Source organism: Paenibacillus sp. FSL H7-0323 (genome assembly GCF_038002725.1).
Taxonomy (GTDB): domain Bacteria; phylum Bacillota; class Bacilli; order Paenibacillales; family Paenibacillaceae; genus Paenibacillus_AQ; species Paenibacillus_AQ odorifer.
This window is the reverse complement of sequence record NZ_JBBODB010000001.1, coordinates 5,593,151-5,612,537: the sequence shown is the minus strand read 5'-3', so window position 1 is coordinate 5,612,537 and position 19,387 is coordinate 5,593,151. Positions and strand designations below refer to the sequence as shown.

14 protein-coding genes are annotated in these 19,387 nt (G+C 47.6%); 4 read left to right on the top strand and 10 right to left on the bottom strand.

The annotated features are described in order from the left end of the window. Nucleotides 1-26: 26 nt before the first annotated feature. The 5 genes from MHH89_RS25235 to MHH89_RS25215 all read right to left on the bottom strand — a co-directional run bounded on the left by MHH89_RS25235 (nt 27) and on the right by MHH89_RS25215 (nt 7,512). Nucleotides 27-491 (bottom strand): hypothetical protein, encoded by a 465-nt coding sequence (locus tag MHH89_RS25235; RefSeq protein WP_076106071.1) that lies wholly within the window; start codon nt 489-491, stop codon nt 27-29. Nucleotides 492-637: 146 nt separating this feature from the next. Further along, nucleotides 638-2,176: a glutamine-hydrolyzing GMP synthase gene (gene guaA, locus MHH89_RS25230; protein ID WP_036679874.1), complete on the bottom strand. Its 1,539-nt coding sequence runs from the start codon at nt 2,174-2,176 to the stop codon at nt 638-640. Nucleotides 2,177-2,390: 214 nt separating this feature from the next. Further along, nucleotides 2,391-4,679 (bottom strand): transglutaminase family protein, encoded by a 2,289-nt coding sequence (locus MHH89_RS25225; protein ID WP_341088411.1) that lies wholly within the window; start codon nt 4,677-4,679, stop codon nt 2,391-2,393. After that, nucleotides 4,648-6,006, bottom strand: coding sequence for a DUF58 domain-containing protein (locus MHH89_RS25220; protein WP_312151174.1), 1,359 nt, complete (start codon nt 6,004-6,006; stop codon nt 4,648-4,650). The genes MHH89_RS25225 and MHH89_RS25220 overlap by 32 nt, the downstream gene beginning before the upstream one ends. A gap of 132 nt (nt 6,007-6,138) precedes the next feature. Then, nucleotides 6,139-7,512, bottom strand: a complete 1,374-nt coding sequence (locus MHH89_RS25215; protein ID WP_341088410.1) for a polysaccharide deacetylase — start codon at nt 7,510-7,512, stop codon at nt 6,139-6,141. A gap of 107 nt (nt 7,513-7,619) precedes the next feature. On the opposite strand from MHH89_RS25215, the gene MHH89_RS25210 reads away from it, so the two are divergent. Next, entirely contained in the window at nt 7,620-8,288 is a 669-nt protein-coding gene (locus MHH89_RS25210) for a DedA family protein (RefSeq protein WP_076106058.1), read from the top strand. 14 nt (nt 8,289-8,302) lie between these two features. Here the strand turns inward: MHH89_RS25210 and MHH89_RS25205 are convergent, their stop codons facing one another. Then, nucleotides 8,303-9,565 (bottom strand): MFS transporter, encoded by a 1,263-nt coding sequence (locus tag MHH89_RS25205; protein WP_076282482.1) that lies wholly within the window; start codon nt 9,563-9,565, stop codon nt 8,303-8,305. A gap of 150 nt (nt 9,566-9,715) precedes the next feature. On the opposite strand from MHH89_RS25205, the gene MHH89_RS25200 reads away from it, so the two are divergent. Continuing rightward, the gene (locus tag MHH89_RS25200) at nt 9,716-10,657 is read left to right on the top strand and encodes a helix-turn-helix transcriptional regulator (protein ID WP_076280425.1); all 942 of its coding nucleotides are present in this window, start codon (nt 9,716-9,718) and stop codon (nt 10,655-10,657) included. A gap of 95 nt (nt 10,658-10,752) precedes the next feature. Further along, complete coding sequence (locus tag MHH89_RS25195) at nt 10,753-11,058, top strand: zinc ribbon domain-containing protein (protein ID WP_052096752.1); 306 nt, start codon at nt 10,753-10,755, stop codon at nt 11,056-11,058. An 84-nt stretch (nt 11,059-11,142) separates the two neighbouring features. Here the strand turns inward: MHH89_RS25195 and MHH89_RS25190 are convergent, their stop codons facing one another. From MHH89_RS25190 to bcp, 4 genes are all read right to left on the bottom strand, one after another. Then, a complete protein-coding gene (locus MHH89_RS25190) occupies nt 11,143-12,654 on the bottom strand; it encodes a DHA2 family efflux MFS transporter permease subunit (RefSeq protein WP_076106051.1) in 1,512 nt (503 codons plus the stop codon). After that, complete coding sequence (locus MHH89_RS25185) at nt 12,651-13,103, bottom strand: MarR family winged helix-turn-helix transcriptional regulator (protein WP_076130529.1); 453 nt, start codon at nt 13,101-13,103, stop codon at nt 12,651-12,653. Before MHH89_RS25185 ends, MHH89_RS25190 begins: the two co-directional genes overlap by 4 nt. Nucleotides 13,104-13,319: 216 nt before the next feature. Then, nucleotides 13,320-17,603, bottom strand: a complete 4,284-nt coding sequence (locus MHH89_RS25180) for an acyl-CoA dehydratase activase-related protein (RefSeq protein ID WP_341088825.1) — start codon at nt 17,601-17,603, stop codon at nt 13,320-13,322. Between the two features lie 123 nt (nt 17,604-17,726). Beyond that, nucleotides 17,727-18,194 carry a thioredoxin-dependent thiol peroxidase gene (gene bcp / locus MHH89_RS25175; protein ID WP_076186308.1) on the bottom strand — a complete coding sequence of 156 codons (468 nt, stop codon included), beginning with the start codon at nt 18,192-18,194 and terminating at the stop codon, nt 17,727-17,729. A 105-nt stretch (nt 18,195-18,299) separates the two neighbouring features. On the opposite strand from bcp, the gene MHH89_RS25170 reads away from it, so the two are divergent. Beyond that, nucleotides 18,300-19,346, top strand: coding sequence for an LCP family protein (locus tag MHH89_RS25170; protein ID WP_076307387.1), 1,047 nt, complete (start codon nt 18,300-18,302; stop codon nt 19,344-19,346). Nucleotides 19,347-19,387 lie beyond the last annotated feature (41 nt).

Here is a 19,387-nt window from a genome sequence, read left to right as displayed (position 1 = left end):
ATAAAACAATTTCGATGTTCCCTAGCTTATTGGCCTTTGGAATACTGATAGCTATGCCAAGAATTAGCAAAATGCCCTATAGCTAAACAAATCACTGCAATACCCAACCAGAAAGATCTGCCCCATATAGCCGCAAATCCAAATGCACAAACAGGGAGAACTGCCATGGGAATCGGAAGAAACAATAATGGAGCCCATAATAATCTGAATTGCTGTCCCTTAACCATATAACGAATCCATAAACCGTAATAAATCGTGATAAACACAAAGATAAGTGCAGCCCAGATCCCGAATTCTACATTTTCAAAGTTATCCTTTGAAATCGCAAGAATGGCTATACACCCCAACTGCCCTACTCTCTCCAAAAGAGTGTAGACGATGCCGGCATCTTTTAAACCGCTGGGAACATGATCGGGCGGAAACTTAATCATCAGTAAACTTGGGGCAAGAATAACCATAGCTATTAGTGTTCCAATAAGTGAGAATCCCATTCTAATGGCTCCTGTAAGTTTATTTTTCCCAGTTTATCACATTCTCTAAAGTTGCTATATAGGGTCCGTCACAAGCTTCACGGTTAATAAAAAAAACCTGCAGTCCCTTAATAAATAAGGAGCTGCAGGTTTGTTATTGCTATATACTATTCCCACTCAATCGTTGCAGGTGGTTTCGAAGTAATGTCATACACTACCCGGTTTACATTCTCAACTTCGTTGACAATACGTACAGAGATTTTCTCAAGAACATCCCATGGGATACGTGCCCAGTCAGCGGTCATGCCATCGATGGAAGTTACTGCACGAACACCTACTGTGTAGGAATACGTACGAGCATCACCCATAACTCCGACACTCTTCATGTTAGGCAGGGCAGTGAAGTATTGCCAAATTTCACGGTCTAATCCCGCTTTAGCAATTTCTTCTTGCAGAATGTAGTCAGAATCACGAACGATGGTAAGCTTGTCCTCTGTTACTTCACCCAAGACACGAATAGCAAGACCTGGACCTGGGAAAGGCTGACGCCATACGATCGCACGTGGCATGCCAAGCTCTTCACCGAGTTTACGAACTTCGTCCTTAAACAAGGTGTTTAGCGGCTCGATCAAGCTGAATTTCATATCTTCTGGCAGGCCGCCCACATTGTGGTGGGATTTAATGGTTTGCGCTGTAGCTGTTCCACTCTCAACGATATCCGTATAAAGCGTACCTTGTGCAAGGAATGAAAAATCTCCGAGCTTAGCTGACTCTTCGTCGAAGCAGTAGATAAACTCGTTACCAATGATTTTACGTTTTTGCTCAGGGTCTTCAACACCTGCAAGTTTGCTCATGAAGCGATCGCGTGCATCGATTTTCACTACATGAATATCGAATTTGCCTACGAAAGTCTCCATAACGCTTTCTGCTTCACCTTTACGCAGAAGGCCGTGGTCAATAAACATACAGGTCAATTGATCTCCGATTGCACGGTGGATAAGCATAGCCACAACGGAAGAATCCACTCCGCCACTAAGAGCGCAGAGTACTTTTTTATCTCCGACTTGATTGCGAATATCTTGAACGGCTTCATCGATAAACGATTCCATTGTCCATTTGCCGTCGCAACCACAAACTTGGTATAAGAAGTTCGAGATCATCTCGTTACCTTGAACGGAGTGACGTACTTCTGGGTGGAATTGCACAGCGAACAGTTTGCGCTCCGCGTTGCTCATTGCTGCAATTGGAGCACTTTCTGTACCTGCATCCAGCTTGAAGCCTGTTGGAAGCTCAACTACATGGTCACCGTGGCTCATCCATACAGTCTGGCGGTTCTCCAATCCTGCAACTAAAGCAGTTCCTTCTGCAAAGTCAACATCAGCTTTACCATATTCCCGTTTAGCCGAACGTTCTACTTTACCATCAAGCTGATGAGCCATCAGCTGCATACCATAACAAATACCGAAGATCGGCACTCCTAGATCATAAATAGCCGGATCTACGTGTGGTGCATCTTCAGCGTATACACTGCTAGGTCCGCCGGAGAAGACAATTCCTTTAGGCGAAAGTGCTTTAATCTTGTCAACTGGCGTATTGTACGGCAAAAGTTCGCTGTATACTCCCAGGTCCCGAATTCTGCGCGCGATAAGTTGGTTGTATTGTCCCCCAAAATCGAGAACGACGATAATTTCATTTGGCTTGTTCATTACGTGCCTCCCTTGATTATTGGATTCATTATACTCATGGTTAATTCTCATCGTCAAGGAAAGGAGGACACGCCTCTCATAATCAGAGAGTGATAAAACTTCATGCAGAACCTTCCTTGCTATGGCATAAATTAGATAGCGGATCTAAGCGTTATTAGCCGTTTATGTTAAACGGAAGGTAATGAGCAGACATTCGCGAATAAACGCGGCCGCATCAGAAGCCGCAGGTTCGCCGCCAAGGGCGGGAGCGGAGTCTACGGGATTGTCGCGGGCAGAGATCACGGCTGTGGAGGCCGAAGCTGGCGCGTACGCCAGGGTCTCCCACTGGCGGACAAACTGCCGGACGGCTACATCTAGTCCGGCATCGTAAATCCGCAGGGAGTCCACATACTCCCTGCCAGTAACGCCGGGCGGCGGCGGTCCAAACCGCTCCACCAGCCCGTGCCAAGCCAGAGAGGCCGCGCGCAGCTGCCTCTCCCGGCTCAAGCTGCTGCCGCGACGCGCGGCCAGCAGCAGAGCCAGGCTGCGCCGCCAGCGCCAAGCGGCGGCGGGAAGCAGCGCCGCGGCAGCGAGCGGCGCTGAAAAGGGCCCGCCCGCCAGCGGCAGAGCGGGCAGTTCCGCGCTGCGCGTTGCTTGCGGCGCGACTGCTGCGGCCGCAGGCCGTGCTTACGCAGGGAAGCCAGCCGCAAGCGCAGGACCCGGGCGTCGGATCGAAAGGAACCCAACCTGCGCCGGCAAAATAAACCTCTACCCAAGCATGCGCATCCCCTTGGGTGACTAAATACTTCGCCGGCATGGCTTCCTCCTGCTGGGTTCCAGGTCCGTAGCCTTGAACATACCGCGCTGGAATACCTGTGCTTCGCAGCAATACGGTCATCGCTGTGGCAAAATGCACACAGTAACCCTGTTTGGTCTCAAACAGGAAATGATCCACAAAATCAGCCCCAGCTGGCGGAACCATGGTATCCAGCGTGTAAGAATACCCGTTTTGCAAATAATCCCGAATGGCGGTTGCGGAGTCATATCGGTTGCCCGAGGAAGCTGTGAGCTTCTCTGCCAGAGCTTTCACTCGCTCAGGTAATAAATCAGGCAGCTGCAAGTATTTATTCTTTATTTCTTGTGGATCAGCGTCACCCAAACCGCGCAGTAGTACTGGATTACTCTCGGGAAGTATAGAATCAACTATATACTCAGTGATCCGAGTTGACCCCACCGAATCTGGCAGACGAAAGGTATCCCTGTCCTTATTCGCCAGAACATAACCAAGCTGGCTGCCATTGGATAGTTGAACTGTCTCAACATCTGTTAGGGTGCCCGCATTGAATACAGGAATTCCGCCGGAAGAGGGGCTGGCAAATTGTATCCGCTGTTGCAAAGTCCGCCCCCCATTAGTGGTGGTTACCGTCGCCGGAATCTGAGGCAGGCTGGACAAGTTAAGCGGAGTAAACTCCTCACCACCTCTGATCCAACGGCGACCGTCATAATAGGCAATGCTCTCCCCGCGCCAATAGGTACGCTGGCTGGTCAATGCTGTGAAGACTGGCTCGGTATTGCGTGATAATGGAGCACCCAGTTCTCCATCATTTGTACTATACCCTGTTGTTCCTGCAGGTATAGCCTCATTATCTTCCGGCATATGGCCCGAAGCCCATTCCTGCAGCTTTTCAAAGGTTGACTGGAGTGTAGTTTGGTTAGGCGGTCGTACTTCATATACCTGCCCACCAAACCATGCTGTCATCATGACGAATATAGCAGTTGCTAATGCCAAAACTCCCCATCGGGCATACGGCAGGTGAATGCTGCCCACCCGTTCCCGCAGACGGAGCAAACCACTCATTGCTTGCATCCATACAATAAGCCCGACTGATATTACAACATCCGTTGTCGTATTAACGCCAAAGCCAATATCCAGAACTAATAGATAAATGAGGGTCACCGCTGTAAACAGCAGCGTACTACCTCTGAAAAGTGCAAGCTGCTGCACCGAAGATACCAGCAGCCCCCAGCCAACAATCAAAATCAAAAGTCTGCTGATCTCGCTTAGCTGAGAAACATGCCCGGAAAAGAGCAAAATCAGATCATTTGGAATTTCTACTGCATAAATGCCCAGCCATCCTGTCCCTACGCTCTCGCTGCATAGATATAGCCAAGCTGTGCCGATCATCAAACATTGGATACTTAGCAATAGCCACCCGGGAATCTGAAGGATTCCCCACATCAACAGCACGGCAGCAGAAATCATCAGAATCTGCAGCAATCTAGCAGTATCTTCCAATGAAGTCGTTCTATATAAAGGGAGCAGCCATTCTAAAAACAGCCCCAAAATAGCCAAAGAGAACAGCATGCGATAATACAGAGGTATCTTTCTCTGTTTACCGGCATGACTGTTCTCCAGTTTTTCCAAATGGAGCTGCTTTGGTTCCTTCCCACTGTGCTCATTCATAGAGAAGCTTGTGTCACCCGGTATCCGCTTACCGTAGCGTTGGTTTTCCGGATGATTCATGGTACTCTACCTCCCTGAGCCTGTAAGCTGGCAATGCATCATCCAGACAAAACATCCGTGCTCCCAGACGACCCAGACTATCCCCGACCGTTCCCCGCACAGGCTGGCGGATCTCCTGCAGCATTACCTCAGCAGGCAGCGGAGCTGGCTGATCCCAAGCATAATAGAGCTCAACTTTTACACCTTGCACTAAGAATTTAGCGATAACCTTAGCGGATTGTTCCTCTAATCTTCCGGTCACTATAGCAACGGTCATTCCCGGAATCCAGCCTCTAGAAGCATCCTCCAACAGCTCGGACAGGGTTCTTGTTCCATTCGGAGAAATATCAGTTAGAATATCCAGCACTCTCCCTGGGATTTTACCCAGTCCTTCATGCCTAGCCATTCCTTCCGGCCAGCCTCCGCTAAATAACTGGACATAAGCACCTGACTGCTCAGCAAAGAGCATCAGCCCCATCGCCGTTGACACCGCCTTCTCAAATACCGGAGGCTGCTCCTCCCGACTGCCACGAGGTGTAAGTGCATTGGCTGGAATCTCATAGCTTTTGGGATCATTAGCCAACACGATACAGCTCATTCTTGCCTTTTCACGCTCTGGAACTTTGCTCTGCAGATTTCCTAGCCGGGCGCTGTTCTTCCAATGAATTCGGCTAAGCGGATCACCGGGCTCATATTCCCGCGATTCCATGGTCTCATCATTGCTGCTTCTTCCCCTTCTGGAATAGAGCGAATTACCGCTAATAAAGCCGCTATCCGGGACTGCTCCGCCATAATATAGGGGGGCTGGCAGCACTTTAACGCTATGCTCTTCAGCAGGCTCAGATCGGCCTGTGAACCAGCCGGGCAAATCTCCCCAAGTTACTCTACAGCCCTGCAAATGATGATGTCCCCGCGGCATATTCTCAAGAAGGTAGGTGTATTCAAAAGAGCGTCTGAATCCCGGAAACAGTAGCTTGTGATGTCCTCTATCCCTCCAAAAATCAGCGATAGTCAGCCATGGCAGTGGAAGCCGGGCAGAGAAATTCACCCGTACCTTCACAAGCAGTGTACTTCCAGCTATCGGTTTTACTGGAGTGATTGTCCGTTCAATCTTTATCGCCCGTGGACCTGAAAGTTGAACAATCAGTCCGCCAACCATGATAACGCCTACAGCGATCAGCAGAAATAAGAGTGATGCGCCTCCGCGCCATGCATATAAAACACCTATAATTCCAGCCACAGTCAGCATCCGCAGCCATTCAGCCAACGCACTACGGCTACGCGGATAGCTTCTAACTCTTTCAGTCTTGTTATTTAATTTGTGTTCTACTTTTTTTGAAGAGGACAATGGAACGAACACCCTTCCTTTGGGTCTAGACTTGTTCCCAGCTGAGGAACTTATTACTATCTATTCTTCCCATGAAAAAGGGTGCCCAGACATTGTTTTTTTCTTTTAAAAAAACTGCCTGAGCGCTAAATCTCAGAAGGCTATTACCCGGCGCTCACCTTCCGTCACGCTTATATTTAAAGGAGGATGATCGGCTGTCTCCAGCAGCTCACGCAGCGATACCCAGATAGAACCGCCAATCATCTCCACACTGGCACCGTTTATCTTTTGAACATGATCGGGAAGATTTAACAGGAGTTCCTTGTTCGCCACATCCGCGATGATATCTTTGCCGTTCCAGGCAATCTTCCCACTGCGACTGCCCGCATCCCAATTAATCTGCCCTCCCAGCCGTTCGATCACAGCGCGAAGTGGCACCATATATTTCCCTTTTTGCAGAGCATATTCACCTGGCGCCAGCTTCGTCTCCAGCTTTCCAACCTCCAGCACCAAAGGTTTGCCGGGCGCAAACAGCTCTGCATTCGGTATGATATTCGAGGTGATCCAAGCTTCCGAAGGTTTCACTCTGCCCAAGCTATTTGCTTTTGAGGAGACTCTGAATTGTACAGGCCCCACCGTCTCATCTAAAAGGCCAAAGCTGTACCCAGCAGCCTTATAACGCGCAATAATATCAGGCAGTGCTTTAACACTCTCCTGATGGCCGCCGCCATCATGCAGCAGAAGAATAACCCGAGAGGACTTCAGATCTGCAGTTGACTCTTTTAAGATTTCTGACGCCGGTACCCCTTTGCGTTTAGAATCCCCGCTGTCCACCGTCCAATCCGTAACGATATAACCGGCTTGCTTCAACAAATTGAAGTAGGTATTATCAAAGTGATCAAAGGTTCCGCCCGGGGCGCGGATAAGTTGTGGGCGAACCCCTGTAATGCCCCGAACAATTTCTTCGGTCTTTTTAATCTGGCTCCAAAATTCAGTGAATCCACTATATAAATCATGGTAATTATGATTATAGGTATGATTGCCAATAGCATGTCCTTGTTCCCATATGGCATTAATTAGCTCTGGATGGCTTTTCGCTTGATTACCAAGGACAAAAAAGGTCGCCTTCACACCTTGCTGCTGTAAAATTTTTAGAACGTTGAAGGTATTGTCACTCGGTCCGTCGTCAAATGTAATATAGACCGTTTTTGAAGCTTTCTTTGCGGCCGTAATTGCTGAATATGTTGTCGACACCTTGGATACTTGTGCCGTACTGGAATTCAATTTAACTTCTGGAGAAGCAGTCACAATGGACTCTGCTTTAGGAGGCAATTCTTGCATCGCCACTAACGGGAGATTATTCTTAACAGAGACAGACTCCGCACTTGCGGACTGTAATGAACGATTCCTCCAAGAATCTACACTCTCCCCTGCGTTCCATCCCAGCATTACGATGACGATTACAACCATAACAAGCAATCCGCTTATCAAGTTTCGGCGGCCGTGAGTGTTTTTGTTACCTTTCATCTTCTCTACCTCCAGCATTCTATTGGCTCAAAAGCCATTTGGTAGATTGTATGAAGACAAGCTTCAAAATAGAATAAGGCAACTGCCCCTTGGAGAGTGAGAATCTTATGGAAATGCTGAACTTTATACAAGAATTATTCAGCAAATATGGATATAGCGTATTGTTTTTTGGATTGCTGCTCGAATTCGTTGCCTTGCCGTTTCCCGGAGAAACTACCATGGCTTTTGCAGGTTTTCTTTCCTATACGGGAAGACTTGATTTCATAACGTTGATTCTAGTGGCGTTTGCTGGGACCACAGCCGGGATGACCCTCACCTATTTTGTCGGCTTAAAAGCCGGAATGCCCTTCATCCAGCGATACGGAAAGTGGTTGCTGTTCTCCCCTGCCAAGCTGGATAAAACGCAAAAATGGTTCGAGAAATACGGCAGTATCCTTATTTCCATCGGATATTTTATTCCAGGCGTTCGTCACTTTACCGGCTATTTTGCTGGTATAGTTGCGCTGCCCTTCCGTAAATTCGCCCTCTACGCTTATAGTGGAGCGTTATTCTGGGTAGTGCTGTTTCTTGGCATAGGACGGGTATTTGGTCCGCAGTGGATGGGTATTTTCCATTTATTCGAGTTATATGCACTATGGATTATCTCTGGCGGTGTAGCTATAGCTGCCCTTGTAATCCTGTATCGCTATCGCAAAAAGATAAGCATCCGCCTGTTCCCGCGCAAAGCTGCCATAAAGCTACAGACTCAGGTTAAAAAAACTTCCAAGGGACGGTGAAGCCACCGCCCTTTTTAAGTACGTTTTTTCTTGCTGCGTACCCCCGCGTATCCTGCGAGTAAAAGCGCAACTATGGCAAATCCCGCTCCCCCAGCAAACCCTACCATTCTTGGTTCCACCCCTTCTAATAGCCACCCGGCGAACAACATAGATAATCCCAGCAGCGTATTTCCTACTGCAGACAGGAGTCCAAACACAAAGGGCTGCATAGCAGATGGGGTTTCCTGCATAACGAGCGTATCCAGACAGGCATTCCCCGTCCCCCCGGCAAATGACAGCAGGATGTATAACATAAATGCTGCCGCAAAATGATTGCTGACACTGATGCCCATGAGTAACACACCTTCTAGTAAAAGCCCTCCGATGGCTACAATCAGCAGCCCCTTTTTTAAATAACGTGAGGTAAAAAAACTAAGGCTAAGACCGATGCCAAGCGCCGCATAAAATGCCCCCACTCCAATATCCCCCGCGTGAAATACCTGTATCGCATAGACACTGATCAGTACATTATCCAGACCATTTAGCAACGGCACCAACAGCTCATAACCGAAAATGACCTGCAACGTTAAGCTTCCGCCAATTACCATTCCCAGAGCACACAGCCGACCGTATTGTGCTTCTTTATCGGATTTTTCTAAGTCCCCCTCAGGAGAATATGTAGCCTTCTTAGCCACCGTCGCCATTTCCGAATGTTGTGGAAAATCGATACCGTAAATTAACATCGCTGCGATTAAAAAAGACACTGCATTCATAATGAACGCTGCCTCCGGACCAAACCACATCGACACCACCCCTCCACTGAACGCTCCAAGGATCAGCACGCAGCCGCTCATTAACTGCTCTAGTCCGTTGACGGTCAGCAGAGAATCTTTGGTGACGAGCAAGGGGATAGTGGACCTACGAACAGGGCTGTAAATGGCTTCACCCGCTGCCAGCAAAAAACTTGCCATATATAACAACCACAGCTTCTCCTCCCCATCCACCCATAAAAAGGCTAAGGCTACTGGGACCCTCAGCATATCTGTAGCTATCATGATATATTTGCGTGGAATTTTGCTGCTAAGTATGCCTCCAAGCGGGGCCAGAAATAAATAAGGAAACAGTCTCACACCTAACGAAATCCCTACCGCCATGCCTGATCCCGTCAACTGCAGAACCAGCGCTAGTACTGCAACGCTAGTAAAACGATCACCAATTCCATTGATCAAGCCGGCTGTGAACAATCGTGAATATCCCTTATGACTCCTAAACATCGCAACAGCTGAGTGATTATTCATAAAATAAACCTCATTTCATCTATTTATACATATATCTAATTAGATATTAATCGAATCATTAATTTATGACAATGCTTTATTTTCAAGGATTTGCTAAGATGAAATACAGCATTACTTCACGGAAATCTCCGGGAAAGAAGGAATTGTCTTTTGAAAATAGATCGATTGCTGTCTATCGTTATCCTGCTAATGAACCGCCGCCTAATTCAGGCGAAGGAGCTAGCCGATATGTTCGAGGTATCTGTGCGCACCATTTATCGTGATATTGAAAGCATTAATGGGGCCGGAATTCCTATCGTCACCTATCAGGGAGCGAACGGTGGGATCGGGCTTATGGAAGGATACCGGCTGGACCGCAATGTTTTGACGGATCGTGAGCTGGCGGATATTTTCACGGCTCTGCAGAGCGTCTCGTCTTATGGAGGAAATGAACATACTCTGCTCATGGAAAAAATCAGCAGCGTAATCCCGCCCTCCCAATCCGCCGCCTTCCGCAGCAAAACGACTCAGCTCATCATCGACTTCTCCCCATGGGGTCTTCAACGTATTCTGGAAGAAAAGCTTGCCACTCTAAAAGAAGCACTTGAGGAAAGCGTGACCGTAAACTTTGATTATGTGGATGCTGCGGGTCAGACAAGCCAGCGTTCGGTAGAGCCCTATACTTTAGTGCTAAAGGGGCAAGCATGGTACTTATATGGATTTTGTCTCAATCGTCAGGATTTCCGTCTATTTAAGCTGTTGCGCATGAAAGAGCTCGTTAAGAATACCCAAGTTTTTATTGCAAAAGATGTGGATGCAAGCGAGCTGCCTTGGAGCAACGAGTATCAGAGATCAACCGTAACAACAGCAACACCCATCGTTTTGCAGTTTAAAGCTGAAAGCAAACATCTAGCGGAAGAGCGGTTTGATTCTACCGAGCTACTGCCCGACGGTAATGGAGGTTACAAGGTTACCCTCAACTATCCTGAGGATGGATGGCTGTATGGTTTCCTGCTAAGCTTCGGGATGCATGTAGAAATCTTAGAGCCACCGCATATTCGGCAAAAGTTGGGGCAGCTTGCAGCAGGCATAGCAGCAAAATATACAACCTAACAATAAACCTGACGGAATGTCGTCAGGTTTATTGTTCTATACTGAACTTAAAGCGGGCGCTCGAGAGCTTGCATACCTTTAAAGGAGTGTTAAATATGGGACATGAACATGTAGAGCAAGGAGATCTTAAAATTTGTCAAAGCTGTGGGATGCCAATGCCTACGGCGGAATTGCTTGGAACGGACCAGAATGGCAACAAGATCGAAGATTACTGCGTGTACTGCTATGAGAATGGCGCATTCAAACAGCCTAACATCACGTTGCAAGAAATGGCTGACATTTGTACAGGCTATATGGTCGAAGAAGGAATGGATGAGAATGTTGCCCGTAAACTTCTCGCGGAGCAGCTGCCACATCTGAAACGTTGGAGCGATCCTGCAGCTGTGTCTCCAGCTAACTAATAGCATCACAACAAAAGAAGCGCCCTACGGAACCATAACAGTTCGTAGGACGCTCCTTTTTCCATTCTTTGTTAACCCAGTTTTTTATTGATTGTCCTGCTGTGGCTGCACTTCTTCCGTCTTCAGGAAGTCTGGCTGCGGTGAAGTCTTTTTAATAAAGAAAGCCAATACCAAAGCAACTACAGTGATCCAGGTAGCAATGTTAAAGGCATGCGTAACCCCGCTAATTGTAGCCTCTTGCGTAAGCTTAAGCATCGCTGCTTTATCGTTTAACGAAACCGTTCCGCTCATAAGCGTATCAGTGATTGTGCTCTTCGTCTTATTGGTCATTAGACTGACGAACAACGCCATTCCCAGCGCGCCTCCGACCGTCCGCAACGTATTCGACATTGCTGTACCATGCGAGCTTAAACGCTGTGGAAGCTGGTTAAGTCCAGCCGTTACAATCGGCATCGATAACATCGACATGCCTAACATCCGAACCGTGTAAGTAATAATCATATGCGTATACGTCGTACTGTCTGTAAGCTGGCTGAATTGCCAGGTCGTAATTACTGTAATAATCAGGCCTACCACAGACAGCCATCTTGCCCCGATTTTATCAAATATAATCCCCGTGATTGGAGACATAATTCCCATTAGAATGGCTCCCGGCAACAGCATAAGACCAGACTCCATTGGCGTAAAGCCACGGATCGTCTGCAAATAAATCGGCAGCAAAATCATACCCGAATATAAAGCCATCGTAATGATGATATTGATTAATGTCGTGAGTGAATACATATTGTATCTGAAAATCCGGAACTCAAGCAGTGGTGTCTCAGCCTTAAGCTCTCTCCATACGAATAAAGCCAGTGCAATCACACCCACAATGAGGCAGGTAATGACTGTTGCACTTCCCCAACCATCGGTTCCAGCATCACTGAAGCCGTACAACAATCCCCCAAAACCAATGGTAGACAGGATAACACCCGTTTTATCCAGCTTCGGAGAAGTTGTTTGCCCTACATTTTGCATTGTTTTCATACCTAGCAAGGTAGAAAGAATAGCCAGCGGAAGAACGATAAAGAACAATACGCGCCAAGAATAGTTCTGAACTACCCACCCTGACAACGTTGGACCTACAGCTGGAGCAAAAATCATGGCTACCGCCATTAGCCCCATCGCTTTTCCCCGCTCTTCAATTGGGAAGATGCGAAGAAACACAATATTCATTAACGGCATCAAAATCCCTGCGCCAACCGCCTGAATGACTCTGCCGACCATGATCATTTCAAAGCCTGTTCCGATTCCACAGACAAGTGTACCTAACGAAAAAAGTGACATCGCGGTGATGAATAGCTGGCGGGTCGTAAACTTTTCCACCAGAAACGCACTAATCGGTATCAGCACACCGTTCACGAGCATAAATCCCGTTGTTAGCCACTGTGCCGTATTCGTTGCGATTTTTAGATCGTCCATTATGCTCGGCAATGCCACATTAAGAAGTGTTTGGTTCAAAAGTGCGACAAATGCACCTATTAAGAGCGCTGCAATAATCGGTCCTCTACGTATTCCCTTAGTTGCCGCTGCAGCGTTACCTGTAATTGTACTCATAAATTCTGTTTGTCTCTCCCCTGCTCTAAGATCTGAATGATTTCGGTATGAATCCTAAGTAATTCGCCTGCATCCTCGGCAGGTATATTGGATAGTGGAAGTAAGTGTCTTCTGAGCGATTGCTTACTTCTTTCCCTGATCTCTCTGCCCTTTTCAGTAATCGCCAAGTTGTATATACGCCGATCTACCTCAGAGCGCTGTCTTGTGATCAAATCGGCTTTCACCATCCGGTCCACTACGCCGCTCGCTGCACTGTTCCCCAAATGTAATAGCTCGGCAAGATCTGTAATGCCAATATCGGGATTTGCAGATATTTTGCGGAGAACCATCAACTGTGTTGGTGTGATGTCCAGCTCTTCGGCATCCTTCCACAGCAGCTGCTGGAATGCATGGCTAATCCGGCGAAAAGAGGAGAAAATATCATCTAATTGCTGCTCCTTATCTTCCAAATCTTCACCTCCAAAGAATTAATTAGTTAGACCATCTAATAGTTCGCATGCGTACTATTTTACACCTTAACTAAATTTCGGTCAATATTTTGCTGTAACTTTCTGAAAGGTAATTTTATATTGCAGGAAAAACATGAAAATCATACATAAGTGCACAAAGCATAAAAAAAGCGAACCAAGGTAGATCCTTGGCCCGCTTTTTCGTCTGAACAATGCTCAGGTTAAGCTGTATGAACTTTCAGGTAAAGTCTGCTGCTGAGGCTTATCCTGCAGTTTTAAATTAGATGGCTTAGTCTCTTCCTGGCTGCTGGCAATTGACATCATCAGCTTAATCCGATTCGCTTGGTTGACTACGCTAACTCCAGCATCATAGTCAATCGCCACGATATTTGCACCCGGATATAATTCCTTAAGGCCTTTAATCATCCCACGCCCGGTGATATGGTTGGGCAGGCACGCGAACGGTTGAATACAGGCGATGTTGTTCACACCATTATCCATCAAATCCATCATTTCTGCGGTTAAAAACCAGCCCTCACCCATCTGATTCCCTACGGACACCAGTCGGCTGGCCTTCTCGGCAAGACCATAAATATTCTCCCGTCCTTTAGCCAGCCCCGCATCCTCAAGGGCAACCTTAATCGGCTTACGGTAAATTTCCAGATAAGAGATCAGCATGGGATTGATATAGCCGAGCCGTTTGCTTTTGCCGAATTGCTCAGCTTTGTAGATCGGATTATATACACAATAGAAAATGAAATCCAGGAAGTCCGGCATTACCGCTTCCCCGCCCTCTGCCTCGATCATCTCTATAATGCGGTTATTGGCATCCGGATGGAATTTGATCAGGATCTCACCGACAATGCCTACTCTTGGTTTAGTAATACCTGTAACGGGCAGCTTGCAGAACTCTGCAACAATCTCACGAATCAGGCGTTTGTATTCTCGGAATGAAAAGTTGGATAAGCTTGCCTTGCAACGCTCCATCCCTTTGCGGAATAGAACTTCCGCACTTCCTGGAACAACCTCATGCGGCCTAAAGTGATTTAACATCCGCATCATAAGATCACCGTAACAAGCGGCAGCTATCAACCGATTCGCCAGCTTAAGACTGATACGGAAACCCGGCTGATTCTCCATCCCTGAAGCATTGAGTGAAATCACCGGAATTTGTTCAAGGTCTGAATCCTTTAAGGCTTTGCGCAGCAAAGAAATATAATTCGTAGCCCGGCAGCCGCCACCCGTCTGTGACATAATCACAGCAGTACGATCCGGATCGTATTCCCCACTTTTCAGCGCCGACAGAATCTGGCCAATCGTCACAATTGCCGGATAACACGCATCATTATTAACGTATCTCAGACCTTCTTCTGTCTCTTCGGGTCCGGTCGTCTCAAGTATCTTCAGGCGGTATCCGGCATCGCGAAACACCTGCTCAAACAATTCAAAATGAATAGGCGACATCTGTGGTGCAAGAATGGTATAGGTCTCTTTCATTTCCTTTGTAAATAACACATTAGCCTGCACTTTTGGCGGCTTTTGCGGCACTACCTTACCTTTTTCACGCTCACGCATTGCCGCCAGCAATGAACGAAGCCGAATGCGCGCTGCACCAAGATTGCTGATCTCATCGATTTTGATCAATGTATATACCTTGTTATGTCTTTCCATAATATCCTGTACGGCATCACAAGTGATCGCATCGATCCCACAGCCGAAGGAAGTCAATTGAACAAGCTCCAGATCCGAGCGGACTGCAGCAAGGCGGGCTGCACGGTACATCCGGGCATGGTAGGTCCACTGATTAACAACAGCCACATCCCCTTCGCTGTGGTCCAGATGGCAGACAGAATCTTCTGTCAGCACGGCGAGTCCCATCCCGGTTATCATATCCGCTATCCCGTGATTAATCTCAGGATCGGCATGATAAGGATGTCCACAGAGCAGGATTCCTTTGGTTCCAGTATCAGCTAGGTACACAAGGGTCTCTTCCCCTTTGGTACGCACATCACCTTTGGCGTTATCAGCCTCTGTAAGTCCCGCTTGCACCGCGGACGCAATCTCTTCTCGCGGAATGCTGGTAAATGTCTTCACCAGCCCTTTGGTCAGCGCAGAAATATCATCGAAGGTCAGGAATGGACTGACAAGCTTGATTCCATTGTCCTTTAACCCATCCATATTGTTGCGAATGACTTCGGGATAAGAGGCGACTACTGGACAATTGAAGTGGTTATCCGCAGCTTCATCTTCTTTTTTCTCATACACCACCGCTGGATAAAAAATAAAATCGACACCTTTACCGATCAGGCTTTGCACATGTCCATGGGCCATTTTCGCAGGATAACATATCGATTCTGAAGGAATCGTATCCATGCCGCTTTCGAAGAGCTTCTTGCTTGATTTAGGGGAGAGAATCACCCGATAGCCCAGTTTGGTGAAAAAAGTGTGCCAGAACGGGTAATTCTCAAACATATTCATGGTACGCGGAATCCCGACGGTCCCCCGCCATGCCCCTGTTTCCGGTAAACTCTCGTACTCAAAAAACCGTTCATATTTATACTGCATCAGATTCGGCAGGACATTTTTCTCTTTTTTGACTCCTGCGCCGCGTTCGCAGCGATTGCCGGTCACATAAAAGCTCTTATCCGGAAAACGACTGATCGTCAGCGCACAGTTATTCCCACAGCGGCCACAGCGGCCTGAGGAGACCTCATATTTAAAGCTGGCAAGCTCCTCTGCTCCAAGCAGCGTACTGGATCCGTTAACCCCTGCTTGCTCACGCGCAATCAGTGCACAGCCGTAAGCTCCCATTACGCCAGCTATATCCGGTCTAACCACCGTCCGCCCCGTCAAGGACTCAAAGGCGCGCAATACAGCTTCATTATAGAAGGTACCTCCCTGAACGATGATATTTCGCCCTAAGTCCTCCGGATTGCGGATTTTAATTACCTTTTGCAGAGCATTCTTGATCACAGAGTAGGCAAGACCCGCCGATAAATCCGCTAATGATGCGCCCTCCTTCTGAACCTGCTTGACCTTAGAGTTCATGAACACCGTGCAGCGCGAGCCCAAATTAACAGGCTGAGTCGCTTCGAGTGCAGTTTTGGCAAATTCCTCGATCCCAAGTCCGAGGGCAGAGGCAAAGCTCTCCAGAAAAGAGCCACAACCGGCTGAACAAGCTTCATTGAGCATAAGGCTGTCGATAGCACCGCCACGGATTTTGATGCACTTCATGTCCTGCCCACCGATATCCAGTATGAAATCTACTTCTGGCATGAACTTGGAAGCTGCCTTATAGTGTGCAACAGTCTCTACTTCTCCGCCATCTGTCCGCAGAGCGGCCTTGATTAACCCCTCACCGTACCCTGTCACATATGATCCTGCGATATGGCAGCCTTGAGGCAGAACCCGGTAGATCTCCTTCAGTGCATCGCTGACCGAATGCAGCGGGTTGCCTTTGTTGCTGCCATAAAAGGTATAGAGAATTTCGTCAGCCGAACCGGTTAACACGAGTTTAGTTGTGGTTGAGCCGGCATCAATTCCTAGATAACAAGGTCCACGATATAAGGCTAAATCTGATCTCGCTGCAGAGGCTTTGCCGTGACGAAGCCGAAATTCTGCAAGCTCAGCGGCATTCTCAAAAAGCGGAGGCAATTCAGCATCCGCAGCTCGATCCGCAGTAAAATCAACCGCCGCAATTCGCGTGATCCAGCTTGAAAGTGGCAATACGACTGGATCAGCTTCGGAGAGCGCAGCTCCAATCGCCACGAAATACTGTGAGCGTTCCGGGAACAGGATATCCTCCTCCGCCAGCTCCAGCGTTTCCGCAAAACGCTGCCGCAAGGCAGGCAGGAAGGTCAGCGGGCCGCCAAGAAAAGCCACCCGTCCTCGAATCGGACGTCCACAAGCAAGACCGCTAATCGTCTGATTAACGATACTCTGAAAGATCGAAGCCGCCACATCCTCCCGGCGTGCTCCTTCATTAAGCAGCGGCTGTACATCGCTTTTGGCAAAGACACCACAGCGTGAAGCTATGGGATAGATTCGCTCATGCTTCTCCGCCAAAACATTTAAGCCTGCCGGATCGGTCTGCAGCAGCGCTGCCATCTGATCGATGAACGCTCCCGTTCCGCCCGCGCAGGCTGTATTCATACGCTGCTCAATGCCGCCCCGAAGATATATTATCTTAGCGTCCTCTCCACCCAGTTCAATCGCCGTGTCACATTCCGGGATCAGCGCACTGATCGCCTTCGTACAGGCAATCACCTCCTGAATAAAGGGAACTCCACCTAATTTGGATAAAGACAACCCCGAGGAACCGCTTACAGTAAGCCTAGCTCCCCTCTCTGGGAATCTGTCGCGTACATCAGACAGAAGAGAGAGGGCCGCTTTTTTAATATCGCTATAATGTCTTACATAGTCTTGATAAACAATGATGTCCCGCTCTATGACAACTAATTTAGCAGTAGTTGATCCGATATCAAGCCCAATATGCAGCATTATCACTCCACCACCTCTTCTTGCTCCAAATTTGAAGCAATTATGAGGAAACTATATCATGACAACACCTTATATAAGCTGTTAAAAATGTAATAGACATCTATAAAAAGTAATTAGTAAAATTTATGATTCGCTTATTCCTGCTATCGTGTTTGCGACATGCCCTTTTACCCTTACCTTCCGCCATTCTTCCACTAATATCCCCTGCTCATCAATCAGAAAAGTAGATCGCACAATTCCCATAAATTCTTTGCCGTAAAGTTTCTTGAGCTGCCATACGCCGAACATTTCACTTACCTTATGATCCTCATCAGACAGCAGTGGAAAGGGCAAACTATGCTTCTCTGTAAATTTAGCGTGTGATGCCAAAGAGTCCGGACTAATGCCCAGAACAACCGCACCCACCGCCGTGATTTGATCAAAAGCATCACGAAATTCGCAGGCCTCCTGCGTGCAGGCTGGTGTCATATTTTTAGGGTAAAAATATAAGATGACCTTTCGGCCCAAGAAATCACTCAAACTAACCTCATGCCCATTGGAAGAGGGAAGGGTGAAATTGGGTACTTTTTGTCCAATAGCTACTTCGATCAAGATATATCCACTCCTTCTTAAGATTGGGGAATTATTCCTAAATTGCACGTATCCCCAAAAGAAATTATAATGTAGTCAACGTGAATGCGAAAGGAAGAACGAGAAATGCCACCTAGAAAGAAAAGGCACGCAAAGACTGGTAAGTCAAAAAAGAAACCGCTGCTTTGGACGCTGGCCATTATACTCCTCCTTATTATCGGTGGGGCCATTTTCTACATTACAACCATTTACAATGAGCTTGGTAGCATGTCGAATACTGAAGATTCCCCTTTTCAAAATGCAGAGACCGTTGATGTCGATACCCCTGAGCCTCCTAAGTGGGAAGGTACAGAGCCTGTTAATATCCTATTAATGGGTGTAGATGCCCGAGGTGTGAAGAAAGGGGAAATCCCCCGTTCAGATACAATGCTCGTCGCTTCTCTTGACCCTGTGAAGAAGAAAATCAGTGTATTTTCAATACTGAGAGATACGTACGTTCCGATTCCAGATCATGGCGAGAAACGTATTAATACAGCGATTATTTATGGACCTAATACTGCGATGCAGACCGTCAGCGATCTGCTCGGTATCCCAATTCAATATTATGTCTACACGGACTTCCAAGGATTCATCAAGCTGGTTGATGCCGTTGGGGGTGTGGATTATGAAGTCGAAAAAGATATGGTCTACAAAACCGTTGCAGACGGTCCGGAATATGATATTGATCTAAAAAAAGGATATCAGCATCTTGACGGCAACATGGCGCTACAATATGTTCGCTTTCGGCATGACGCTACCTCCGATTTCACTCGAACCGAGCGCCAACGCGGTTTTCTCAAGGCTGTGGCTGATAAGCTGATCAGCACCACCTCCATTGTCAAGCTGCCAAATATCCTGTCGCAGGTTACGCCTTATATTGAAACCAATATGTCAGTTAATGATATGTGGAAGCTGGCAAGCGTAGGGTATAATAGCAGTATGGGTGGCAGTGAGCAAATTCCGCCAATGGATCTGCTCACTGAGGAGACTACAAGTGACGGATCACAGGTTATCGGAATTCGTAGCGAAAAGAAGCTAAAAGAATTTATACAGGATACCATAAATGGTCCTGAGCCAACACCAACCCCTACATCGGAGAACACCTCCAATAGCAGTTCTGGCGGGACCCATTAAGGGCCTGACAAGCAAAGTTCACATGTACACAAAGCAGTGAC